Here is a 24087-nt window from a genome sequence, read left to right as displayed (position 1 = left end):
CAACTCCCTGAGAGTCTTTTTTGGGGGGTGCTATGTTAAATTAAACAGAGAATGCACTCTATTCTCATGTTCAGCTGAAGGGGTATGTAATTAAAAATGAGCATAGTTAAAGTACGAAATATATTTCTGATAGGGCCAATGGGAGCAGGTAAGAGCACGATTGGCCGTACTTTGGCAAAGGAGCTCAAACTTGAGTTCTATGATTCTGACGAAGTGATCGAAGAGCGTGCAGGAGCAGATATTTCTTGGATCTTTGATATTGAAGGAGAAGAAGGATTTCGTCGACGTGAACAGAAAGTAATAGATGAGTTGACACAAAAAAACAATATTGTTTTGGCAACCGGCGGCGGGGTAGTTATGACCCCAGAAAATCGTAATGCTCTGGCAGGTCGAGGTACGGTTATTTATTTGAAAACCTCTTTACAGCAACAATACGAGCGCACAAAGCGTGATACCAAGCGTCCTTTGTTGCAAACAGATGATTTGGAAGGACGTTTAGAGACGTTACGCGATGAGCGTGAACCTTATTACGATGAACTTGCTGACATCAGTTTTGAAACGGATAAATTAACAGTCAAAGCCGTAGCAAATAACATTATCAAATATATCTATGGCGAAGTTTGATTTATATCAGGAGTTGGTTATTCGGTTACCTGCCTATGAATATCCAATTATTATCGGGCGGAATTTCCTGGCTGATGAAGAGGTATTGCGCCGTTATATTTCCGGTAAACAGGTACTGGTAGTAACAAATACTACGGTTGCACCGCTTTATCTTGATTACCTTCAATCGGCATTCACTGATAGACAATGTGATGTGGTGATTCTTGAAGATGGCGAGGAGTTCAAAAATCAACAGAGTTTATTTGCTATTTACGACACACTGATTGCCAAACAACATCATCGTGATACTACATTGATCGCTTTAGGTGGGGGCGTTATAGGGGATATGACTGGTTTTGCAGCAGCCACTTACCAGCGTGGTGTAGATTTTTTACAGATTCCAACAACTTTGCTTGCTCAAGTTGATGCTTCTATTGGAGGTAAAACGGCTATCAACCATCCATTAGCGAAAAATATGATTGGTAGTTTTCATCAACCCAAAGCGGTCATCATGGATTTAGAGACTTTACAAACTCTTTCTGAACGAGAGTTTCGTGCAGGACTTGCTGAAGTAATTAAGCATGCCTTATTGGCTGGTGGAGAGTTTTTTGAGCTCATCTATAATGCTTTACGTGAAGATCTTGATCTAAGAAAATCAGAAAAATTGCCGGAAATTATTAGTCATTGTTGTCAAATAAAAGCCAAATTTGTGCAAGAGGATGAGCGTGAAAAGGGGATGCGGGCTCTATTAAATCTCGGTCATACCTTTGCCCATGCTTTGGAAGCTTATTCGCAATATAGCCGTTGGTTGCATGGTGAAGCAGTAGCAATTGGTCTTTATTGTGCCGCTTTATTATCATACTATCATGCTGGTTTGGATGAAAAATCCTTGCTTTTAATCGATAAGCTGTTAACTATGGCTAAATTGCCAAACAGGATTCCAAGCGATATTGATCTAAATGATTTACGTAACTTAATGTCACAAGACAAAAAAATCAAAAACAAGAACTTGCGCTTCATACTTATGAAAACAATAGGACACTGTTACATCGAAGACTGTGTACCGGAAAATCTTTTGTGTTCAACGTTGCAACGCGCGGTTGAAGGAGATTAGGAAATGCATAACGAGGCAAGCGAATCAGGTAATCAGGATGAGAACCCACGTGCCAAACATGTTTTTAAACCCAGTTCTTGGCTGACTAAAATTGATTTTATCAATCATTTGGTATTATTTAATAACAAGATGTTAACGGTGTTAGCAGAACAGGGCGGGGGGAAAACAACCTTTATTGGTTTGTTGCAAGCTGGTCTAGACACTTCTATTAAATCACATGTTATGGTCGCTACTGCACCATTCTCGCAGACCGATTTTTTAGCCCAGTTGGCTGCTATTTTCCATTTACGGGATGATGCTGAACCGACGATTGCTAATATTTTACATCAAATTAATGAACGTAAAGCGCATGTTTTAGTAATCATTGATGAAGCGCAACACTTACCAGATAGTCTATTGCAGGATATTTTAATCGCGTTACAACAACAAAAAGAAAATAATTTCTTTCATTTTTGTTTAGTCTCAGATTTTTCTATTGTAGCCAGTTTAAACAAATTGAAAGCGGATTCATTTGAGCCTTTGATTCATACTTTAGAGCCTGGAGTATTGACAGAAAGTGAGATGAAAACCTATCTGTTGCATTCCTTACCTGCACCAAAGCGACTAGATAAAACAATGACGGATAAGCGCCTGGGGCAATTCTATCAGTTAACAGGGGGTAATATCGCCCGGATTAATAGTCAAATGATAAATTATTTTTGCCCTGGATCGTTGAAAGCAGGGGTGAAGCAAAAATCATTTGCAAACCGTATGAATATCGCAGCCAGTCTGGTAATTGCTGTATTGGCATCTGTTTATATCTGGCAACACCAAAATTTGGTATCACCCGACAAACTCTTGCCGCCCGAACAAGATCTCCCCGAACCAGTTTCAGTCATTAGTGAGGAACCCTTATCTTCAACTGTTCCTGCAGTGCCTCAGATAAAGAGTGAACCAGAGTTAGTTAGTGAGATGCCTGTTATTCAGCAAGAATTGGTCAGTAAAATCCCGGCCTGGTATATTGCAGCAGAGGTTCAGCCAGTTCAGCCGCCTCCTTTAAAGAGGATAACAAATATAGTGCTTGAGGATGACGATGGAAATGATGATTCCCTCGTCGTTATGGATAGAGTTGTCGTTATTCCCAAGACATTGCAAAGACAGTCCTTAGCTGGAGTGGAGAGGGAGAATCCGGCGGTCAGGGAAACTATTTCTGATGTTGCTCTTAAGCAAAAAATTTCTCAATCACTAGCAGAAAAAGAAAAGGCAGTAAAGGATAAGGCGATAAAGGAGCAATACACCATTCAATTACAATCCAGTCAAAATCAGGATGATTTGAAGCGCTTTATGCGCACTCATCATATCGAACTGAATGCAGCAATACGGTTAACAAAGCGTCAGGGTATGGATTGGTATGTGTTGACTCTTGGTGAGTATGATCAATTCGCTCAAGCGAAAGCAGTTGTCAGTAATTTGCCTACAGATTTGATACGATTTAAGCCCTGGATTCGTTCTTTATCCGGCCTCAGGGAATTGGGCTAGCTGTCATCATAAGATGAGGCGGTTTGCTTTCAATCGCACGCCGCCTTGCCCAACGAAGGTAACCAGTGATCGCCATCGTTGTGTATAACAACATGAGTAAGAAATGGAAAGGTAACTCTTTCTGAAAATACAGATAGGCGTATAGTACATCAGTAAAAAACCAGAGGATCCACGTCGCAATAGCTCTATAGCACATGAGCCCTTGTGCGACCAAGCTTAAGGCAGTTGTCAGGGCGTCCAGTACTGCGACATTTGAATGAGTAAAAGTTAACAGAAGCTTGGCAATAATAGTGTAGAACAAGCCAACAATAGCTCCAACAAACAGCCATTGTTTTATCGAAAGTTGTAGAATGAACGGTTTATCCCCTTTTGCGGGTAAACGCCATAAATACCAGCCATAGCAAACGCTAAAGAAATAAAATGCCTCGAGTAGCATATCGGCATAAATGCCTTTTTGCCAATATAGCCAACCATTTAAACAAGTGGCCAATAACGTGGTTAACCAGGCTTTACTATCCAGGCGGATAAAAAAATAGGTGGACAATAATGAAACAGATGCACCAAATAAATCTAACAACATTAACAATCCCTACGACGGCATGACCCGACAGGTTCAATGGGTATGATCTCAGTCTTACCCCAGACTCTTAAGAAACTCGTTGCGTTTGGGAAAAATTCAAGCACCGTATTGGCGAAGCGATATTCCACTGCAGAGTGTTTAAATAGTCTGGTAAAGACACCCCTAATTTCTAGATAAGCCTTGTCAACTGATGAGTTGAATCATTTTTAACTCTCAATTTGGCTTACATGAGATAGCGATTTTATAGTAAACTGATTCTTATGGGAAATTAAAAATTTTTCTGCTAGTCTTTAGTATCCAGAGGTCGCCAAGGAGAGAATCATGTACAAAAGGGTGTTATTCGCAACAGATTTCGATGAAGTTGGAGTGAGAGCGGCGCATAAGGCAAAAAAAATTGCTGATGAAAATGGCGCTGATTTGCTTCTTGTTCATGTCGTTGAACCAATTCCTGCCTATGCTTACCCAGGTTTTGCTGGTTTTGCAGAAGTCGAGGTTTCAATACGTGAGCAAGCTGAAAAAGAGTTAGCGGCTTTAGCTAAGAAATTAGGAGTGGATAGTGCGCACTGCATGATTGAATTTGGTTCTACCAAGAATGAAATTTTGCGTGTGGCTCAAGAAAAGAAAATTGATTTAATTGTGACCGGTAGCCACGGTAAACATGGTCTTGCCTTATTGTTGGGTTCAACGGCAAATGCCATTCTGCATGGCGCAGAGTGTGATGTACTGATTGTGCGTCCCCAAGTGCAGGGTTCCTAAAATCTCTTGACATTTCCGGTATGTTGGTCGAAAAGCGCTGACTGTCCGTAAATCAGCCCTTTTCGACCCCTGCGAGCGGGTTTTATTATTATCGCGAAGTAGTAAAGAAACCTAGCCTTGCTCTGGGCTAGGTTGCTAAACCAGCTTAAGCAAATCCTTCTTCTTTAAGCGATTTCATAATTGATTCCCTGCTGTGAAGTTCTTCAAAATAGCGGGGTAGATGCGAGTATTTGGTAAGATCAATCTTAAAATTGGTAGACCACGTAAGCATCACAAATAGATAGGCATCAGGTAGGGTAAAATGATTTCCTGCCAAGTAACGATGCTGAGACAGTCGTTTATCAATAAATTCCAATTTTTGTTTAATGGCAGGTATATAAATTTTATCTTTTAACTCTTGGGTAATAGCAGGGTTAAAAAGGGCGCCAAAACTTTTGTGTAATTCTGTAGTTATATAATTTGACCAGCTAAGTATTTTATAGCGATTGATATCTCCAATCGGGGGGCATAAGTTGTTTGCTTTATGTTCATCAACAAGATATTGCTGGATAACCAGATTTTCAGTAATAATTTCACCGTTATCAAGTTGGAGTGCGGGAACAGCTCCTTTCGGATTGATTGCTAAATAATCTTTATTATCTTCCGTTTTTTTCGTTTTCAGATCGACGGATACATAATCACATTTAAGACCTATTTCGTTGATAATGATGCGTACTACCAATGAGCAAGCACCTCGTGCAAAAAATAATTTCATCGTTCGTCCTTATGTAGAGTAGTTTGCCCTACATTTGTAGCGCGCCTTGAGCAGAACTACAAGTCTGTTCCTGTTATCTTGGTGATGCCAATTGTCGCTACATTGATTTTTTAGAATGATTTTTCGGAAAGGAAAAGGTAGAGGCAAGTAAAATAAAGTAAACAAGACCAATTAGTGAGCAATAGAAACCGAAAACATTATTATTGTGATAGCTGTATAAATAATTGGCTATTTCTATACCAATTGCTTGGACACACATACTAATCATACTCATAAGAGCAGAAGTAGTTCCTTTACTCACTGGTGTTGAAAAAAGGATGAGGCGATTCAAGGGAGCTCCAGCGATACCTAAAGCAAAGAAGTAAATAATGAGGCCAGGCATTAACCATACAAAATAGTTACCGAATAAAAGTGGTAAAATAAAAGTGATTACAAGGCCGAGCCCTAGAATAATTGAGCCAATCAGTAATATTTTCTCTACTGGGTAACGATGGGTTAACTTTTGTAAATACCAGTTACCAATAATAGAGGCACCAAATACAGGTATTTGCCATAGGCCATATTGGATAACAGATAATTTTGCATCGGCAATTAAAATAACAGGTGCCAGAGCAATCCAGGCAAGGCAAGGCAGTCCCATGAGTCCGAGAGCAATGGAGCCTAGCATAAATGGCGAATTTATCATCAGGTTTTTATAGTTTGCAGCTATTACCCGCGGTGATAATGAGACGCGCGTGATTTTTTCTCCATCTGATTTTGTTTGCCCAACAGGTTCGGGCATGAACCGCCACAATCCCCAAAGCGCTACAAGAGCAAAGAGGCTGATAATAATAAAAATAAATCGCCAGCTGAAAAAATGAATAAAGATTGCGCCTAGAAGTGGACCTAATAAGGGAGCCGTTATGGAAACGTTGGCCATAATGGCTATTAAGCGTATAGCATCCATTTCTGCAAAAATTTCTTGTAAAGTGGCATAACCAATAACACCGATAAAACACAACCCCATACCCTGGAAGAAACGGGCAATAAGAAATTGATCAATTGAGTTTGAACTGGCAATCAATAAGGTACAAATAAAGAAGAAGAGAGCTCCTGCCAGCATGACTGGGCGTCGTCCATAACGATCAGAGATAGGACCCAAGAATAATTGTAAACTGGCCCCACCTAACATATAGGCAGTTAGCGAAGTCGCAACTGCAGACTCTGGACCGTGAAATGATTCAATTACTTTGATCATTCCAGGCATGATCATATCATTCGCAATATAGGTTAAAAATTCATACAGAACTAAAAAAGCGGCAAAAACCAAGGCTTGTTTTCTGGTGATATTAATTAAAGGTTGCGCCATGGTTATCTCTAAAAAATAATAAGGAAACTGAGTTCGCCAGGAAAAATAATGCCATTTTACTATGTCGAGCTCGTGTTAAGTACTAAGGCTGAAATTTTTATTATACAATGCTTGAATAATAAGCATTTGAAATTTTTGTCACTTGCCTCGCATTGGGGGTGAATCGCGTTTAAAAGAATGGCTCAACGAAGACGTTAATCATAAACCATAACGGAATGATCTTGATTCATTTCTTCCGCAGTTAAAGATTTATGTCCGGATTGTGTAAGAAGCTCATAATTTCGCTGACTACCAACTAAGGAAATTTGCCTTAGATCAAGTTTGGCAATAATAGTCATCATCGTTGTATTATTAATTTTACCTTGTTTTCTAAGTAAACGTAATTCTTGCCGGGCCCCCTCCAAGGCTGCAAGGCGTAACTCTTCTTCAAAAGTTAGGGCCATCACATGAATTATTTTCTCCGTTTCGGTGCCAACATTTGAGGCTATGAATTGATTCAGTTTGGCCGTTAATGAGCTGCTAACCTGCATGCATATCGCAGCATCTTGCTCATTCATATCATTTGTTAAAGTTTGCACTCGATTTTCAATAGCCCGGATACCTGCTTCCGCAGCAGCAAGAATCGCTTCTTTTTCCTCGTCATTGGTAGAATGGGTAATGAGGGCATTTAGGCCTGGCAAGATTAAAGGCAAAATTATCGAGCTGATTAGCAAAGAGCAAAGAACTACGCCAACAACAACGATAATTAACAGATTGCGTGCTGGGAAAGGCATGCCATCAGGCATAAATTCTGGCAGTGATAATATGGCTGCCAGAGCAATTGCTCCACGTACTCCTCCAAGGGAAATTGCTGCAATCATTCTTAAATTAGGACGGTGCCAGGGTTTATGAAGACGACGTGCAATTAAAGCTTCAAAGGGTAGTGTTAGGTAGATCCAGAGGGCACGTAGACTAATCAGCGCTAAAGTAATAAAGATTACAATCATCAGGTATTGCCCTGTAGTACAGTCAGTATTGGCAAGTAAGTTCAATGAATTCGGTAAATAGATACCTAACAGGATAAAGATAATACCGTTCAACGTAATTTCTAACATACCCCAGACAAAACGTCCTTCAATGCGCATGCTTACCATAGTCCGGTCTAAAAATCCCGCTTTATCAATAGTAAATCCGGCTGAAACAGCGGCCAATACCCCTGAGAAACCAAGTTTTTCTGCAGCAAGATAAGCTGCAAAAGGCAATAGTAATAATAAAAGATTTTCAGTTGTGGTTTCATGATCGCTTTTAAGTTTTAAGCGACCAAGTAAAGTAATAAATAGATAAGTGAGAATAGCACCTATTCCTAATCCGCCAAGACTAATTAGAAAGAGGCTGGCAGTAGCACTACCCAGGGAAAAAACACCCGTTAGCATAGCCGCTATGGCAAATTTAAAAGAAACGAGGCCTGAGGCATCATTTAACAAGGCTTCTCCTTGCAAAATATGCATGATTCGTTTAGGCATTTGTACCTTGGCAGTCATCGATTTTAAGGCTACAGCATCTGTTGGTGAGAGTGCTGCAGCTAAGATAAAGGAGGCAGATAAAGGCAAGAAAGGAATCAGCCAATGCATAAGATAACCAAGTCCTAACACGGTAAAAAATACGAGGCCTATCGATAACATGACAATAGGTCTTGTATTTAATAAAAATTCCCGTTTAGGGAAACGCCAACTATCGTTAAAGAGTAAAGGCGGAATAAAAAGAAGCATGAACAATTCGGGATTAAAACCTATATGAAAATCAGGGAAAATAATAGCAACTAAAGCACCCAAGCCAATTTGGACGATAGGTGTGGGTAACGAAGGTGTAAATCTGGACATAACTCCGGAGATCACTAATAGAAACAGCAGAAGAAGACAAACTAAGGCGTTTTCCATGGTTTTTTCATTGACTCCAAGAAAATATCATGATTACTAGAGCGAGTTTTAAATGCTCTTTTCGGGACTCTTTTACTTGAAAAGAAAAGAATTAATACAATTTCCATATTATTTGGCTGTTAGTAAAACTACAATACTGTCAGGGTAAAAATTTGATGATTTTTTTATATCCGCTTAAGATTGTTATATAGTAATTCGCGCGTTATTCTAAACCCCTTTTGGAGTTGGATATACTGAGGATTTTCAATGAAGTATAACGGTAGATTCATGCAATTAATTCTTTTGGCAGTTTGTCAGAGCATGTTCCTACTGTCGGGATGCGGGAATGATCAATCAACAAAGGCTGATAAATCGCCCGAAGTGGGTATTGTTACTTTAAAGGCGCGTCCGTTAACGCTTACAACAGAATTGCCTGGACGCACCCGCCCTTATCGTGTTGCGGAAGTCAGACCGCAGGTAAGTGGTATTATTTTAAAGCGTCAATTTGTTGAGGGAAGTGATGTCAAGGCAGGCCAGTCATTGTACCAAATTGATCCTGCCACTTACCAGGCTGCCTATGATAGTGCTCAAGGTGATCTAGCCAAAGCGGAGGCTAATGTTGAAATTAACAGTTTAACGGTCAAGCGCTATAAACCTTTGTTAAGCACTAACTTTGTTAGTCATCAGGATTATGATACGGCTGTGGCGAATTTAAAACAGGCGGACGCTAGTGTGGTTGCGGCCAAAGCAGCGTTGGAAACTGCACGTATTAATCTCTACTATACCAAAGTATATTCACCAATTAGCGGACGAATTGGTAAATCCAGTGTTACGGAGGGAGCACTGGTCACAGCGAGCCAATCCGAGGCGCTGGCTTCTGTACAACAACTTGATCCAATTTATGTTGATGTTACTCAATCCAGCAAGGATTTTTTACGTTTGAAACGGCAATTGGAAAAAGGAGTATTAACAAAAGGCGATGACAATGTAGTCGTTGATTTGTTGCTTGAAGATGGCACACTCTATAACGAAAAAGGAACTTTACAATTTTCAGATGTGACTGTCGATGAAACGACAGGCTCTATTACTTTGCGTGCTATATTCCCTAATCCGAAGGAAGTACTTTTACCTGGTATGTTTGTACGTGCGCGAATACAGGAAGGGGTTAAAGTAGAGGCAATTTTAGCACCTCAGCAAGGTATTACTCGTAATGCTCAGGGGAAAGCAACCGCTTTGCTGGTTGATGACAAAAATAAAGTGGTTGAGCGTACCTTGATAACAGAGCAGGCCATTGGTGATCAATGGTTAATTCGTAGTGGTTTGAAAGAGGGTGATAAACTGATCGTATCGGGACTACAAAAGGTAAAGCCAGGTATGACTGTAAGAACCGAGGAAGTAGAAGAAACAAAAAATAAGGCTGCTGCCGATAAAGCACCAAACCACAAAGAGAACAATTAAACTATGTCTAATTTTTTTATAGACAGGCCTATTTTTGCTTGGGTACTTGCAATCCTTATTATGTTGGCAGGTGTTTTGGCTATTGCTCAGTTACCAGTAGCTCAATACCCCACCGTAGCCCCCCCTGCAGTAGCAATTACAGCGATTTATCCTGGTGCTGATGCACAAACAGTACAGGATACTGTGACCCAAATCATCGAACAGAATATGAGTGGTTTGGATAAACTATTGTACATGACCTCACAGAGTGATTCTTCTGGAACAGCGACAATAACATTGACTTTCAATTCCAGTGCCAACCCTGATATCGCCCAGGTTCAGGTACAAAATAAACTTCAGTTGGCTACCCCATTGTTGCCTATAGAGGTTCAACAACAGGGGCTAACCATTGAAAAATCGAGCAGCAGCTTTCTTCTTGTTTTAGGCGCCATTTCCGAAGATGGTAGTATGGATCAGTATGATCTGGCTGACTATCTGGCTTCCTATATCAAAGATCCGATTAGTCGCCTAAATGGAGTAGGGGATGTGCAATTATTCGGTGCGCAATATGCAATGCGCGTCTGGCTTGATCCAAACAAATTGAATAATTATCAACTGCAACCAAGCGATGTAGTTCAGGCAATCAAAGCACAAAATAATCAGATTGCTGCCGGACAATTAGGCGGACTTCCTGCCGTCCCTGGACAGCAGTTAAACGCGCCAATTATTGCACAAACACGGTTGAAGACAACTGAAGAATTTGGAAAAATTTTGCTTAAAGTCAATTCAGACGGCTCTCAAGTCCGTTTACGAGATGTTGCCCGAATTGCTCTGGGTGGTGAGAATTATGCGCTGATAGCACGTTATAACGGTGTTCCGGCTTCCGGTCTGGGTATTAAGCTTGCGGTGGGAGCAAATGCCCTGGATACGGCTACCTCCATTAAAGAAGAACTCCGTAAAATGGAGCCTTATTTTCCTGCTGGTTTTAAAGTGGTTTATCCCTATGACACCACTCCTTTTATAAAAATCTCTATTCATGAAGTGGTGAAAACCCTGATCGAAGCAATTATTTTGGTTTTTTTAGTCATGTATCTTTTCCTGCAAAATATGCGGGCTACCTTAATTCCTACAATTGCTGTTCCTGTTGTTCTCCTAGGCACTTTTGCCGTCCTGTCCCTCTTTGGTTATACCATCAATACGTTGACCATGTTCGGCATGGTATTGGCAATTGGACTACTCGTTGATGATGCAATAGTTGTTGTCGAAAACGTTGAGCGGGTCATGATGGAAGAGAATTTGCCCCCCAAAGAAGCCACTCGCCGTTCTATGGGACAAATTCAAGGGGCTTTAGTGGGCATTGCAACTGTGTTATCAGCAGTGTTTGTTCCGATGGCTTTTTTTGGCGGTTCGACGGGTGCTATTTATCGTCAATTCTCGGTGACTATTGTATCAGCAATGGTGCTTTCTGTCTTAGTAGCTCTTATTTTATCCCCAGCACTCTGCGCTACGATCCTAAAGCCGCTATCTGCTGCTGAGCATCGCAATAAGAAAGGATTTTTTGGCTGGTTTAATCGTCATTTTGAGCAGGCAACTCAACGCTACCATGATAGCGTTGAGAAACTGCTCAATAAAACAGGCCGCTATTTATTTATCTATCTTTTGATTGTAGTAGGAATGGGCTATTTATTCCTGACCTTACCGACAGCTTTTCTTCCTGAGGAAGATCAAGGGATGGTATTAACCATGATACAGTTACCCGCTGGAGCAACGCAGCAACGTACACAAGAAGTTGCCGAGCAGGTTTATCGCTACTATGCCACCAAAGAAAAAAACAATGTGATTTCCACATTTACTGTTGTTGGGTTTGGTTTTAATGGAAATGGACAGAACTCGGGCATTGCATTTACTACTTTAAAAGATTGGAGTGAACGTAAAGGCGCTGAGAACAAAGTCCCCGCAATTATCGATCGGGCAAGCGGTGCGTTTGCCAAAATTAAGGATGGTTTGGTTTTTCCTTTTAATTTACCGGCCATTATCGAACTTGGTACAGCAAATGGTTTTGATTTTGAGTTGATTGATAGAGGCGGAATCGGTCATGAAAAACTAACCGAGGCTCGGAATAAACTTTTGGATATGGTTGCTGATCATCCCGATACATTGGTTCGGGTAAGGGCGAATGGTTTAGAGGATGCGCCAGAATTTAAACTGAACGTTGATCAGGAGAAAGCGGAAACCTTTGGAGCTACAGTCAGTAACATTAATGACACGATTAGCATTGCTTTAGGAAGCAGCTATGTCAATAACTTTATTGATCGGGGCAGAGTAAAAAAAGTCTACGTGCAAGCGGATGCCCCTTATCGTATGTTGCCAAAAGATATTAACGATTGGTATGTCCGAGGGCAAAAGGGACAAATGGTTCCTTTTTCGGCGTTTAGTACTAGCCACTGGCAATTCGGTTCACCGCGGTTGGAGCGTTACAATGGTTTACCCTCGATGGAAATTTTAGGTGAATCTGCTTCAGGCAAAAGTAGCGGTGATGCAATGAGTTTAATGGAGCATTTGGCGTCAAAATTGCCTGCCGGCGTCGGTTTTGATTGGACTGGGATGTCTTATCAGGAACGTTTATCAGGAAATCAAGCGCCCTTACTATATGCTATTTCAGTGTTGGTTGTATTTTTATGTTTGGCTGCTTTATATGAAAGTTGGTCTATCCCTTTTTCCGTAATTTTGGTTGTGCCTCTAGGTGTCATTGGGGCTTTATTAGCGGCTAGTTTTCGCAGTCTAAATAATGATATCTATTTTCAAGTAGGGCTTTTAACTACTATTGGATTATCAGCCAAAAACGCAATCCTGATTGTAGAATTTGCAAAAGATCTGATTGAAAAAGAAAACAAGCCTTTAATTGAGGCAACGCTGGAGGCAGTACGTAGGCGTTTGCGCCCAATATTAATGACATCCCTTGCTTTTATTTTTGGTGTATTGCCCCTTGCTCTCAGTACAGGTGCTGGTTCTGGTGCACAAAATGCAGTCGGGACCGGGGTAGCGGGAGGGATGTTTACGGCAACTGTATTGGCTATTTTCTTTGTCCCAGTATTTTTTGTTGTTGTGCGGCGCCATTTTGGTAAGCGCGTTGCATGAAATACTAGCCAATCAGCTGTTATCTATAGACTAAGGTTTCGCAATCTGGAATAAACTCGGTATAATCTATCTTTTTATAATTTTTAAATAAGCATGAAGCTGTTACGTAGATTAGATGAGGTTTCTGCGGGTACTGTTGCAACCATCGGTAATTTTGATGGGGTACACCGTGGTCATCAGGCATTATTGGCTCAGCTGCATATGCAAGCTGATAAAATGAAGTTGCCAGTAACTGTGTTTTTGTTTGAGCCTCAACCAGGAGAGTACTTTCACGGGCAGTTGGCACCTGCGCGATTAACCAGTTTGCGAGAGAAATTACAAATACTGAAGCAATGTAACGTTGACTATGTATATTGTCTAAAATTTAATAAGCACTTAGCTTTAATGCCTGCTCCGGATTTTGCGGAGCATTATTTTTTTTCTTTGCATCACGTAAAGTATTTGTTAATAGGAAGGGATTTTCGTTTTGGCCATGCCCGGCAAGGTGATGTGGCATTGCTGGAAGAGCTGGGCCGGCGAACTGATTGTCTTGTGCAAACGTTCCCTGATTTTGCTATTGCGGAAGAACGTGTCAGCTCAACGAAGATTAGAAATGCTCTATTGCAAGGGCAGCTTGAGCAAGCCACTGTTTTATTAGGGAGGACCTTTAGTCTTTGTGGCCGAGTGATTAAAGGCGATGGACGAGGTAAACAATGGGGTATCCCGACGGCAAATCTGGGTATGCATCGTTTAACCTTGCCGTTAAAAGGTGTTTTTTGCGTTCAAGTACGTAGAAGCACAGGCGAGTTATTGAAAGGAGTTGCCAATATTGGCAGCAGGCCGACAGTGGATGGCACAAAAAATATTCTTGAGATACATCTCTTCGATTTTAATGAAAGTTTATACGGTGAGATGCTGCAAGTGTTTTTCTTGCGCAAATTGCGAGATGAAATTAAATTCTCATCCGTGGATGCCTTGATTCAACAAATTCAGGATGATGTAGTTGCGGCTAAAGAACAATTTAAAGGAGCGCTGGCATTTCGCTAGTTTGAATTATTTGATTTTTGAGCATCGTAATCGCCAAGAAAGAAAAAATACTAATAATTCCTGGTGCGAATCGGTGTTGAACTTAACGCGTTAACAGAGTGGACCCAGATGGCTGAATACAAAGATACCTTGAACTTACCGGACACATCTTTCCCAATGAAAGCGAGCCTTGCGCAACGTGAGCCTCAGATGCTGGCTGATTGGGATAATAAAGGTATTTATGAAAAAATTAGACAGGCTCGCTCCGGTTCTAAGCGTTTTATTTTGCATGATGGTCCTCCCTATGCAAATGGACATCTTCATTGTGGCCATGCATTAAATAAAATTTTGAAAGATATAATTACTAAATCCAAATCACTGAGTGGTTTTGACGCCCCCTTTGTTCCGGGATGGGATTGTCACGGTCTGCCTATCGAACTGAATGTAGAAAAGAAAGTTGGGAAAGCCGGCCTTAAGATTAGTGCTGCTGAATTTCGCAATAAATGTCGTGACTATGCAACTAGCCAAATTGATATTCAACGGGATGAGTTTAAGCGTTTGGGTGTGTTTGGGGATTGGCAGCATCCCTACATAACAATGGATTACACCTACGAAGCAAACATTATTCGTGCACTGGGTAAAGTGATTGAAAATGGCCATTTACAACAGGGATTCAAACCGGTTCATTGGTGTATTGATTGCGGTTCAGCATTGGCTGAAGCAGAGGTGGATTATGAAGACAAAACGTCGCCATCCATTGATGTCGCTTTTTTGGCAGTGAATCCGCAAGACATTCTTGGGGCAGTTGCTGGTGTATTGCCAGTGAAGCCAGTCATTGTACCAATCTGGACAACTACGCCCTGGACTTTACCTGCTAACGAGGCTGTTTGTTTGCACCCTGAACTGGACTATGTCCTGGTGGATGCGGATAAACATTATTTCTTGATTGCCGCAGAGCTGGTTGAATCAGTCATGCAGCGTTATGGAATAGAAAAATACAAGCTCAGTGCTAAGGCTAAAGGACAGCGATTCGAAAGAATTGCTTTGCAACACCCCTTTAATGAGCGTCAGGTGCCTATTGTGCTTGGTGAGCACGTTACTACTGATTCGGGAACAGGTTGTGTGCATACAGCACCGGCTCATGGACCAGAAGATTATCAGGTGGGGCAAGCTTACGATTTACCTCTGATTAATCCTGTTTTGGCCAATGGTTGTTATGCAGAGGAAGTTCCTTTGTTTGCCGGCCTTTCCGTTTTAAAAGCGAATGACAAGGTGATTGAAGTACTTCAGGAGCGGCAGGTACTTTTGCATAACGAATCAATCCGTCATAGCTATCCTCATTGCTGGCGTCATAAAACACCGATGATTTTCCTTGCGACACCACAATGGTTTATCGCTATGGACAAAAATGGTTTACGTCAATCAATCAGCAAAGTTATTGATCAAGTCAAGTGGGTGCCCGAATGGGGCAAGGCGCGTATTAGCGGAATGGTTGAAAGTAGACCTGATTGGTGTATTTCACGCCAACGCGCATGGGGTACACCAATGCCTTTATTTGTGCATAAGTCAACAAGAGAGTTACACCCAAATACGGTAGAGCTGTTAGAGCAAGTGGCGCTGAGGGTAGAAAAAAGAGGTATTGATGCCTGGTTTGACCTTGATATTGCTGAGATTCTGGGTGCTGATGCAGAACATTATGACAAAATAAGCGATACTCTGGATGTATGGTTTGATTCAGGTGTATCCCATTACAGCGTGTTAAAGCAAAATGCAGCACTCGGATTACCTGCAGATGTCTATTTTGAAGGGTCTGATCAGCACCGCGGCTGGTTTAATTCTTCATTGACCACTGCGGTGGCTATTTATGGTCATGCCCCTTACAAGACTGTGTTAACTCATGGTTATACAGTTGACGCAGAAGGCAGAAAATTGTCGAAATCCAAGGGGAATTACGTCGCCTTGGATAAACTGATTAATCAGCACGGGGCTGATATTCTGCGTTTATGGGTTTCCTCCACTGATTACCGGCATGAAGTCAGTATTTCTGACGAAATTATTAAACGTAACGCAGATGCTTATCGTCGTATTCGTAATACGGCACGCTTTTTATTGGCTAATTTATTTGATTTCCAACCCGAAGAGCATTGTCTCGATGCAAGTCAGTTAATTGAATTGGATCGTTGGGCTATTAAACGATGCCAGCAATTACAAGATGAAATTTTAACTGCTTACGAAAATTATCATTTTCATGTTATCTACCAGAAGATTCATAATTTCTGTGCCGTAGATATGGGTAGTTTTTATTTGGATGTGATTAAAGATCGCCAGTACACAACGGCTAAAAACAGCATTGCCAGACGCTCCTGCCAAACGGCTATGTATCATATTATTCATGCCTTAACGCGTTGGTTGGCACCTATTTTATCCTTTACAGCGGATGAAATTTGGCAGGCAATTCCCGGGCAAACAAGTGACTCTGTTTTTATAGAACGCTGGTATGAAGCATGGCCTGTTATTACAGATGTCGATATGGCTTTCTGGCAACGCGTTCAAACTATACGTGATCAAGTTAATAAGGCATTGGAAGATAAACGGAAAGAAGGAGTAATTGGCTCTCCCTTAGCGGCAGAAGTACTGATACTTTGTCCCCAGGAAGAGACTAAAACGATGCTCGATAGATTAGGAGATGAGCTCCGCTTTGTTTTAATAACGTCGGCTGCCAGTGTGAAGTTGATCGATGGCTATAAGAAAGGAGTGGGAGAAAGAATGGAAAAAATGACTCCCGGTACTGAGGAATCAGTCGAAATTGTCGTCAAAGCGAGTGAATATGAAAAATGTGAACGTTGCTGGCATCGGTGCGAAGACGTCGGTGAGGATGCAAATCATCCTGGCTTATGTCAACGTTGTGTTGGTAATATTAGTGGTCATGATGAAGAGAGAAACTTTGTATGAAGAAATGGCCCTGGTTTGTACTGAGTCTATTGGTTCTGTTGGTTGATCAAGCTTCCAAATATTGGGCTACCAACTATTTGATTCCCTATCAGCCCGAACCATTATTCCCTATGATGAATTTTACTCTGGCTTATAATACGGGGGCTGCCTTTAGCTTCCTGAGTGGGGCAGGCAGCTGGCATCGCTGGTTTTTTGCCGGTTTTAGTATTGTGATGAGTTTGATCTTGATTGTTTGGCTGATCCGCATACCGGTAAAAGCGAAATTACAATCGGCCGCTATCAGTTTGATTCTGGGAGGGGCAGTAGGAAATTTATATGATCGGGCTGTTTTAGGCCATGTCACCGATTTTATTGACGTCTATTACAAAAATCATCATTGGCCTGTTTTTAATTTGGCTGATAGCGCCATTTGTATCGGCGCTATTCTACTCCTGATTGATCTATGCAAGAACCCCAGCCGCTAATGCATTTAATTGTTTGCTTTCTGGATTGAGAATGCTTACTGCTGCTACGGCTGGCAGGCTTAGATAGTGCTCTGCTTCATCCCATTCGATTTCGGCTGGAAATAAACGCAGCATAGGCAAGCATTTATTCAATGAGCCGCAAAAGGCCAGATTTGCAGGGTAGGGTCTTGCCTGATGATAACCTAAAGCCATCACTTGCATCGCTTCAGAAATTGTTGCAATACCTGGTAGGTAGTTAATTGAATAGATAGCTGCTGTTTGCGCAATGGAAGGTAAAAATCCGGGACTCGAAACAAAATGTACGCCGGCATTATAACAATCTTCCAGCTGTTGCGTGCTGATAATATTACCCGCACCAATACGTAGTCCTGGGAATTCCTGCAAAATTCTTCTTAAGAGATTTTGTTCACTGCAATTAATTTCGACAACAGAGAAACCCGCTTGAGAAATTTGTTTTAACCTGTCAAATAATAAGGCATCAACATCAAGGGTTACAATAATTGATTGATTTCCAAATAATTTATCAGTCATCATGGCTATTCGCTAACAGGCTGCAACATCCGTTCATGTTAGAAGAGTTGCAGCTGCTTAGCAAGTCAAAAATCCATTATTTGTATGGATCTTTAAAGGCTGTATGGATCTTTAAAGGGAGTCGGGTGAAATTTGACTGACTCTTTGGAAGACTGGAACTCTTCGCTCTCCTGTTCTCGCGGGCTTGTTACAGAGGTTACAAAAGGTTTATAAGCTGACACAGCCGATATCTCAATTGTTTGCAGGTAGCGTTGCATTTCAATCTGGGCATTAGCGTTAAGTGCCTTTCCAAACCGAGTAATTAAATTTTGTAATTTGCTGTTATCCTTAGGTATGAGATCGCGCAGTTTCTCAACGTCTTCTTTCTTTGGATTATTTTTTAATTTATCCAAAAGGCGTTCAATCTGTAACCAGGTCTCGGAAGGAACTGGCTTGGGTGTTGGACTGAAAATCCCTGGACCTGATACATGAGGCTGCGGACGAGGCTCATGATGAAGCGCTTTTAATGCTTCATTAACCTCGGCTTTTCGTTGCTGCATGAATTGAATTTGATCTCGAAGGTCGTGAATTTCCTTATGAACTTGTTTTAGCTCTTGTTGCTTTTTCCCCAATTCAAGCTTTTCATTATGGTGTAGCAATTTATCTATTGTTGCTACACTGCGTAATTTGTCATGAGCTTTATCCTTTTCATTCGGCGTCATGTTATCCAAAGATTGATGACCAGTTAATAGATACGATTTACCATGCTGATCTTTAACAACTCGCTGTCCTGGGGATAAAATATAAGCTGCATCTTTATAGGACATGGTTTCTGTCCCGTCCTTTTTAACGAGTCTTTTCTCGCCTTTAAGTACGGCTATCATTTCTTTAAGAGTGACCATTTCCGCAACAAGCCCTTGATGCTCTTGTATCATGGCCATTGCTTGCTGTTCTTTTTTAATATCGCCGTCTTGCAGCAATTCATGGATGACGTTTAAGTCCAAATGAATTTTATCGTCCAATTTCGCAGCATTGCTTTCAATAACTTCTATGCGGTCTTCGTCAGAGATAGGTGTTAATCCTTTGTTTCCACGGTGTAGTAAGGCTCGTGCTTTTAATACCAGAAGCAGCGTTTCTAAATCGTGACTTTCTTTTGAAATTACACCAGCAATATCCAGATATTTCGTTCGATCTTTAGCGACCGGACTTTCACTTCTTTTAAGGAATGAAGCGTGGTCTAATTGTTTCTGTTTAATTTGGTTTTCTATATATTGAATTCTAATATCATAAGCATCAATAACCTTATCATGACTAAGGTCTTTGCTCAGTGCCTGTGCGATATGAGTATGGGCTTGTGCCACGTGGTTACCCAACGCTTGATATTTTTGTTGAATAGCAGCTATCTGCGAGGTTATTGCAGCTTCTTGTGCTTGTTTGGCTGTCAATTGGTTTTCAAGTGCGTCAATAACATTCTGATACGCCGCCAACTGTTGTGATAGGGCGGCTGCGTGGGCAGCAGCTGATGTTTCGCTCGCGCCATATGAGGTGCCGCCCGTGGCATTCTCTTTACTGCGCTCTATCGCTTTCTGACCTGCTTCAGCATAGGCTCGATTCAATTCCTTCGCTTTCGCGGCTTTGTGCATCATCACACCCGCCAGGAAATAGGCAAGTCGTCGTTTTCTTAATGCTTCTTTCTCCCGTTGCTCGAAAGCACGCTCAGCTTTAATGGCCTCTTTTTCTGACCATTTGGCGGCGATCGTTTCTTTTACTGTGTCGCCTGCCGGGGAATTTAAAAATTGAATTACGTCTTTAGCGGATTTAAGACCAAAGCGGCTAAGGAATTTAGCTCCCAATTCACGATCATTTGCCTCTTGAGTGACTGGGCCTTTTTTGTCATGGCTGGCTCTTAATGCTTTTTCCGTGTTCGCAAACCATTCCTCTACTTCGGACTCAGTTAAGGTGACTTTGCCTTGGTGAGTATTGAGGGTTAATGTGTCTTCCTCTGGACGTTGTGAAGGCAATCTGCTTTCTTGAGATTGAGCTAGTCTTACTTCCTCTTTAGACTGAGAGGCTGTTAATGCACTTTCTTCTTGTTGTCTATGCTCTTGTACGGCTTGTTTCATTTGTGCAGATTTTATTTGCTCAGATTGGGCATTAGTAGAAAGTGGTACCAGCTTGGCAGGTTTGATGTGTTCAGACATACTAGCTCACAAAAAGAAGTGATTATTATATAGAGTATACACGAAACTAAATTGGCTACACAATAGTCAAAATGACTTTTGGGCGAACTAAATTATTAAGCTTCCTTAATAATTACTTACCAACAAGCACTTAGATCTGCATTGCTGCCGGTATTTGAGTGCGTCCCTTTTATACCCAGGTGATTGAGGGTTAACTCCTGGCAAATGATTTTATCAAAAGCCTGAGCCTTTTGAGCGGTTGCTTTTAACTCATAAGTTGTGGCAGTCTGCGATACTATTGATAGGGTATACCAGCCTTCTGGCGACACATTAGTATTTTGTACATCAGTATTTTTACCGGTAGCGAGTGTTGCCGATTGGTAGCTATGGTGTATGGCATAATAGTGTTCCAGACGATTTGCCAAATCAATGAGAGCAGTCTTACCGTCAACACGCCTGACTCGCGCTATATAATCGACGTAAGTGGGATAAGCCATCGTGATGAGTATTCCTGCAATGGCTATTACTAGAAGTGTTTCGATAAGTGTGAATCCTTTGCTTGTCATATCTGGTTTATTCATTATTACAATATTATTGGCTAAAGGTAGTTTGTAACAAGAGTTCGATTTTCGCCGCTTGATGAGCTTGGGAATTGGGTAGCAGTGAATAAGGGAGGATAATGGATTGCTTCATTTATTGTTTGTGTAGCTGATAGAGGTATATCGATTTCCTTCTTTTCCTGTGTTGACTCATCAGTGTCAAGTAATACCTCTAATAAGCAACGAGTAGTATCGTGCGGAAAAGGTTCTAATTTTTCTAAACGCATAAGCTCTTGCATAAAGTAATCATTATCATTATTTTTATGCATCTCATGCAATAATCCATCTTCTTTGCAAAAGGCCCAAGCATGCAATTGACGGCGCGTAATTTGTATCTGTGCTAACAAACCTTGCTTTGCGAATCCAGCTAAGCTTTCCAACCAATTAGCGCTATGAGTAACGCCTTTGGCTGCTAACCGAAAAATGTGGCCTGCGGTATTGTCCCAGAGTAATGCGGCAACAATCAATGAGGTACCTGCAGTATAGGCGAGTTGTCTAATAATGGGGGTTAGGCAAGTTAAGCTAAGGCGGATAGAAAATGATAAAATATCAATGGTGGGCAAGAGGATTAGATTTTTAAGTAAGGCTAAAGGAGTCAGAGTAACTATCCGCAACAGATTGAGGCTATTATTAAGCCAAAAATTTTTCACATAAGGTTTAAAGGAAATATTAAAACCATACAGAGGGGATAATCGAAATCCTGGTAAATAGTTACGATTAGTTAGCCAATCGGAAAAATCAAGCAAGGCCTGTCCTAAAAGGTGCCAATTTCCCAAAATAGCAAGCGATTTACTTAACAAGCCTGTTAGTCCCAAAAAGGGGACATGAATAAATAGGCTCCCTATTTCCAGTAGCGGTATAGTCGTTAAAGCTAACGATAAGTCACCTAGTGCTGCAAGCGTCTGTCTGCTGTTATAACGCATTAAAGACCAGCTTTTTTTAAGGCCAGATAAAAACCCTTTTCTATAACCATAATGATAGCCCTCGGCAAGAGGGCCCAAGACTATTTTTGCCAAGGTCAACCCGCCTTTTAAGAGCCATTTAATTGAACCAAACAACCAGTCTTCCCCGGGATGCATAACAGTTGAATAAAGCGCCGCCCCACCTTTACCACCGAAGGCAGCGTAATTAAAATACGGGAAGCGACCCTTTTCCTTTTTGAATGTTGGAATGGTGTTGCATAAGCCATAGCCTAAACTCAAGGCGAGAGCAGCAATAATAGCCACTTCTGCCGGATCTTCTTTTAGTACAGTGGCTGCTTTAACAAAAAACTGATCGAGATCGCCGCCTACAACAATAGTTTGCCAATAAGTGACTGCAGCAGAAATTGCTTCAGCAGTAGCCCCATGGCTCATCCATTTGCCAAGTTCCTGAGTGGGTTTAATACCTGAAATAAGCTTATTCAATTGTAATTTTTGCAAGAGCTTGGTTAGCATTTCGGGTGCAATCACTGCTCCTGCGCCATAAGCATAGGCCGCCATTGCCAAGGTGCCGACGATAGGATTTTTTTCATTAGTCTCAATAAAAAAACCTGCTATATGGCGTACTACCCCCAGGAGCCGATGGAGTGGATTATCATAGGCGGGCGGGCTCGGCGGGTGGTTCTCACGAGCGATTACATAACGACTTGTAGCAATTTGTGTTTTCACAAACTCTTCTAGCGTTTCCCCATTAGCAAGGACACCCTCTTTACTTAAAAAATGCTGCAATGAGATTAGGTGGGGCGGTGGGGTATTGGGCTTACTTTCAACTAAATGATGGCCACTATGAATATGGTGAATAAATTCATTACCTAGCTCATAGGCTATTAGCTGGTATAAATGCTCGTATAACTGAAAGAAAAAGGTCGGTAGGCGCGAAAAAAAGGCTTTAATACGTAAATTGATACGTTCAGGCAAATAAAGATGATGCTTACTAAGTTGGCTTAAAGTAAATAAATCTTCTCCGCTGGGTAATGGGTAATAAGCATGTTTCTCTACAAAAAAAGGAAGTACCACAATTTCATTGTCTACACGGACAATGACTTGTTGATCAGGTAGCTCTACCCAGCTGCCGTTTTCAAGATTAGTAAGCAATGCTATTGCTTCCTGCAATGACGCTGCTGTTAGTTTTGCTATCCTTTGTTTGGTAAACGCTGCAACCAAATCATCAAGTTTTTTGTAGCCAATTTGTTCCAAACCCCTTAAATGGTAATATGGTTTGATACGAGTGATTGATAAACCGTCAAGCCTTGTGTTGGTGTTAATTATCTCTGTAGGCTGATGTTGAATGAGCGAGTGGTTAATCCAATCTCTACTATCATGCCAGAGTTGGCGTAAAAATAATGCCAGGCGTTTAAAACGATTTGCGGGGATAGTTAAGGCGGGCGCCGGATTAAGGCCATAAAGTTGGCAAATAACACGTATAGTGTCATTTAACGCTTCTTCATCTTGCCCGATGTGTAATTCACTGTCCCAGACAAAACAGGATGGTCTGGAGTTGGATGCCTCAGCATCATATTGGGTAAAATCCAGTTGATCAATTCGGGTTACCTGATAAAAACGATTGAACTCATAATGCTGTGCCATTTTTACTGCATCGAAGAGAATGCGATTTAATTCCCCTTCCGAGATAATAGGATTATTGGCGAGCAGGCGATTTTTAGCACAACATTCGTCCAGTATCGCAATAATATCTCCACGTAAAGCTTCTTGGGCGCCCCAGTTATCAGGCGTTATATCACGTTCGCGAGGTAACAGCTGTTGAAGATTAGCAATACACTGGGATGCCAATTCATATTTTGCCGTTTGTATGTCTGTGAGGGGTTTTTCATAACTGTTAGCACGAATACGGTAACGATGCACATGACTGATGGCATTCGCTACCAGTGAGGCAGTGCGATCACCAGGAAGTTGCTGCAGTTTTTCCGGTATAGTTGTTAACAAAAATAATTGTACAGTTGCCTTATTATGATTGGCGACCATGCGCAGGCAATCACCACCTGGCAGGCGATAATCCATACCATAGTAGCCATATAATACAGTACCAGCTTGATTAGTAACGGGGGAACCTGTAATAGTTGGTACTGCTTGATGAGAATAAGGTTTAACTTGCAAAGGTATTATTGCTTGTAAGCGCCCATCAATATATTCCGTTCTGCCCATGTTACACTTGGTTATTGAGGATCCCTTGTGCAACACTATATGCTTTTATACAACAATGGCAAGTAAATTTGCACTAAGTCAAATTGGATGA

At 41.4% G+C, this 24087-nt stretch carries 17 protein-coding genes; 9 read left to right on the top strand and 8 right to left on the bottom strand.

Going from position 1 to position 24087, the window contains the following annotated elements; translation table 11 throughout:
* Window positions 1-96 precede the first annotated feature (96 nt).
* The 3 genes from aroK to DYC89_RS09705 are packed head-to-tail and all read left to right on the top strand — an operon-like array spanning window position 97 to window position 3235.
* Window positions 97-624 carry a shikimate kinase AroK gene (aroK, locus tag DYC89_RS09715; protein WP_058447454.1) on the top strand — a complete coding sequence of 176 codons (528 nt, stop codon included), beginning with the start codon at window positions 97-99 and terminating at the stop codon, window positions 622-624.
* Window positions 611-1717 carry a 3-dehydroquinate synthase gene (gene aroB / locus DYC89_RS09710; protein ID WP_115221602.1) on the top strand — a complete coding sequence of 369 codons (1107 nt, stop codon included), beginning with the start codon at window positions 611-613 and terminating at the stop codon, window positions 1715-1717. Before aroK ends, aroB begins: the two co-directional genes overlap by 14 nt.
* Before the next feature lie 3 nt (window positions 1718-1720).
* Window positions 1721-3235 carry an AAA family ATPase gene (locus DYC89_RS09705; RefSeq protein WP_115221601.1) on the top strand — a complete coding sequence of 505 codons (1515 nt, stop codon included), beginning with the start codon at window positions 1721-1723 and terminating at the stop codon, window positions 3233-3235.
* Here DYC89_RS09705 and pnuC read toward each other — a convergent pair.
* The gene (pnuC, locus tag DYC89_RS09700; protein WP_115221600.1) at window positions 3219-3815 is read right to left on the bottom strand and encodes a nicotinamide riboside transporter PnuC; all 597 of its coding nucleotides are present in this window, start codon (window positions 3813-3815) and stop codon (window positions 3219-3221) included. The genes DYC89_RS09705 and pnuC overlap by 17 nt on opposite strands.
* 321 nt (window positions 3816-4136) lie before the next feature.
* On the opposite strand from pnuC, the gene DYC89_RS09695 reads away from it, so the two are divergent.
* Window positions 4137-4571: a universal stress protein gene (locus DYC89_RS09695; protein ID WP_115221599.1), complete on the top strand. Its 435-nt coding sequence runs from the start codon at window positions 4137-4139 to the stop codon at window positions 4569-4571.
* Between the two features lie 145 nt (window positions 4572-4716).
* Here the strand turns inward: DYC89_RS09695 and gstA are convergent, their stop codons facing one another.
* The 3 genes from gstA to DYC89_RS09680 all read right to left on the bottom strand — a co-directional run bounded on the left by gstA (window position 4717) and on the right by DYC89_RS09680 (window position 8532).
* On the bottom strand, window positions 4717-5325 hold the full coding sequence (gstA, locus tag DYC89_RS09690; protein WP_115221598.1) for a glutathione transferase GstA: 609 nt from the start codon (window positions 5323-5325) through the stop codon (window positions 4717-4719).
* A 97-nt stretch (window positions 5326-5422) separates the two neighbouring features.
* Window positions 5423-6673, bottom strand: coding sequence for an MFS transporter (locus DYC89_RS09685; protein WP_115221597.1), 1251 nt, complete (start codon window positions 6671-6673; stop codon window positions 5423-5425).
* Between the two features lie 194 nt (window positions 6674-6867).
* Window positions 6868-8532 carry a Na+/H+ antiporter gene (locus DYC89_RS09680; protein ID WP_245953976.1) on the bottom strand — a complete coding sequence of 555 codons (1665 nt, stop codon included), beginning with the start codon at window positions 8530-8532 and terminating at the stop codon, window positions 6868-6870.
* Between the two features lie 324 nt (window positions 8533-8856).
* Here DYC89_RS09680 and DYC89_RS09675 point away from each other — a divergent pair, with 324 nt between their 5' ends.
* The 5 genes from DYC89_RS09675 (at window position 8857) to lspA (ending at window position 17564) form a co-directional block, all read left to right on the top strand.
* Window positions 8857-10026, top strand: coding sequence for an efflux RND transporter periplasmic adaptor subunit (locus DYC89_RS09675; RefSeq protein ID WP_147285500.1), 1170 nt, complete (start codon window positions 8857-8859; stop codon window positions 10024-10026).
* Between the two features lie 3 nt (window positions 10027-10029).
* The gene (locus DYC89_RS09670) at window positions 10030-13143 is read left to right on the top strand and encodes an efflux RND transporter permease subunit (RefSeq protein WP_115221594.1); all 3114 of its coding nucleotides are present in this window, start codon (window positions 10030-10032) and stop codon (window positions 13141-13143) included.
* Window positions 13144-13236: 93 nt separating this feature from the next.
* Window positions 13237-14169, top strand: coding sequence for a bifunctional riboflavin kinase/FAD synthetase (ribF, locus tag DYC89_RS09665; protein ID WP_115221593.1), 933 nt, complete (start codon window positions 13237-13239; stop codon window positions 14167-14169).
* A gap of 108 nt (window positions 14170-14277) precedes the next feature.
* Window positions 14278-17100 carry an isoleucine--tRNA ligase gene (gene ileS, locus DYC89_RS09660; RefSeq protein WP_115221592.1) on the top strand — a complete coding sequence of 941 codons (2823 nt, stop codon included), beginning with the start codon at window positions 14278-14280 and terminating at the stop codon, window positions 17098-17100.
* On the top strand, window positions 17097-17564 hold the full coding sequence (gene lspA, locus DYC89_RS09655; protein ID WP_115221591.1) for a signal peptidase II: 468 nt from the start codon (window positions 17097-17099) through the stop codon (window positions 17562-17564). The genes ileS and lspA overlap by 4 nt, the downstream gene beginning before the upstream one ends.
* On the opposite strand, the gene DYC89_RS09650 is transcribed toward lspA, so the two are convergent.
* The 4 genes from DYC89_RS09650 to DYC89_RS09635 form a co-directional block, all read right to left on the bottom strand.
* Window positions 17541-18098 carry a multidrug DMT transporter permease gene (locus DYC89_RS09650; protein ID WP_115221590.1) on the bottom strand — a complete coding sequence of 186 codons (558 nt, stop codon included), beginning with the start codon at window positions 18096-18098 and terminating at the stop codon, window positions 17541-17543. The genes lspA and DYC89_RS09650 overlap by 24 nt on opposite strands.
* A gap of 89 nt (window positions 18099-18187) precedes the next feature.
* On the bottom strand, window positions 18188-20275 hold the full coding sequence (locus DYC89_RS09645) for a hypothetical protein (protein WP_115221589.1): 2088 nt from the start codon (window positions 20273-20275) through the stop codon (window positions 18188-18190).
* Between the two features lie 116 nt (window positions 20276-20391).
* Window positions 20392-20835 carry a type IV pilin protein gene (locus tag DYC89_RS09640; protein WP_115222725.1) on the bottom strand — a complete coding sequence of 148 codons (444 nt, stop codon included), beginning with the start codon at window positions 20833-20835 and terminating at the stop codon, window positions 20392-20394.
* A gap of 17 nt (window positions 20836-20852) precedes the next feature.
* Window positions 20853-23996 carry a hypothetical protein gene (locus DYC89_RS09635; protein ID WP_115221588.1) on the bottom strand — a complete coding sequence of 1048 codons (3144 nt, stop codon included), beginning with the start codon at window positions 23994-23996 and terminating at the stop codon, window positions 20853-20855.
* Window positions 23997-24087 lie beyond the last annotated feature (91 nt).

This window comes from Legionella donaldsonii (genome assembly GCF_900452385.1).
GTDB classification, from domain to species: domain Bacteria; phylum Pseudomonadota; class Gammaproteobacteria; order Legionellales; family Legionellaceae; genus Tatlockia; species Tatlockia donaldsonii.
The sequence above is the reverse complement of the archived record's forward strand: the minus strand, read 5'-3'. Positions and strand labels throughout refer to the sequence as shown.

Excerpts from the sequence above, each read along its gene's own strand:
- aroK (WP_058447454.1), top strand. The coding sequence starts at position 97 with ATGAGCATAGTTAAAGTACGAAATATATTTCTGATAGGGCCAATGGGA.
- aroB (WP_115221602.1), top strand. The coding sequence starts at position 611 with ATGGCGAAGTTTGATTTATATCAGGAGTTGGTTATTCGGTTACCTGCC.
- DYC89_RS09705 (WP_115221601.1), top strand. The coding sequence starts at position 1,721 with ATGCATAACGAGGCAAGCGAATCAGGTAATCAGGATGAGAACCCACGT.
- pnuC (WP_115221600.1), bottom strand. The coding sequence starts at position 3,815 with ATGTTGTTAGATTTATTTGGTGCATCTGTTTCATTATTGTCCACCTAT.
- DYC89_RS09695 (WP_115221599.1), top strand. The coding sequence starts at position 4,137 with ATGTACAAAAGGGTGTTATTCGCAACAGATTTCGATGAAGTTGGAGTG.
- gstA (WP_115221598.1), bottom strand. The coding sequence starts at position 5,325 with ATGAAATTATTTTTTGCACGAGGTGCTTGCTCATTGGTAGTACGCATC.
- DYC89_RS09685 (WP_115221597.1), bottom strand. The coding sequence starts at position 6,673 with ATGGCGCAACCTTTAATTAATATCACCAGAAAACAAGCCTTGGTTTTT.
- DYC89_RS09680 (WP_245953976.1), bottom strand. The coding sequence starts at position 8,532 with ATGTCCAGATTTACACCTTCGTTACCCACACCTATCGTCCAAATTGGC.
- DYC89_RS09675 (WP_147285500.1), top strand. The coding sequence starts at position 8,857 with ATGCAATTAATTCTTTTGGCAGTTTGTCAGAGCATGTTCCTACTGTCG.
- DYC89_RS09670 (WP_115221594.1), top strand. The coding sequence starts at position 10,030 with ATGTCTAATTTTTTTATAGACAGGCCTATTTTTGCTTGGGTACTTGCA.
- ribF (WP_115221593.1), top strand. The coding sequence starts at position 13,237 with ATGAAGCTGTTACGTAGATTAGATGAGGTTTCTGCGGGTACTGTTGCA.
- ileS (WP_115221592.1), top strand. The coding sequence starts at position 14,278 with ATGGCTGAATACAAAGATACCTTGAACTTACCGGACACATCTTTCCCA.
- lspA (WP_115221591.1), top strand. The coding sequence starts at position 17,097 with ATGAAGAAATGGCCCTGGTTTGTACTGAGTCTATTGGTTCTGTTGGTT.
- DYC89_RS09650 (WP_115221590.1), bottom strand. The coding sequence starts at position 18,098 with ATGATGACTGATAAATTATTTGGAAATCAATCAATTATTGTAACCCTT.
- DYC89_RS09645 (WP_115221589.1), bottom strand. The coding sequence starts at position 20,275 with ATGTCTGAACACATCAAACCTGCCAAGCTGGTACCACTTTCTACTAAT.
- DYC89_RS09640 (WP_115222725.1), bottom strand. The coding sequence starts at position 20,835 with ATGAATAAACCAGATATGACAAGCAAAGGATTCACACTTATCGAAACA.
- DYC89_RS09635 (WP_115221588.1), bottom strand. The coding sequence starts at position 23,996 with ATGGGCAGAACGGAATATATTGATGGGCGCTTACAAGCAATAATACCT.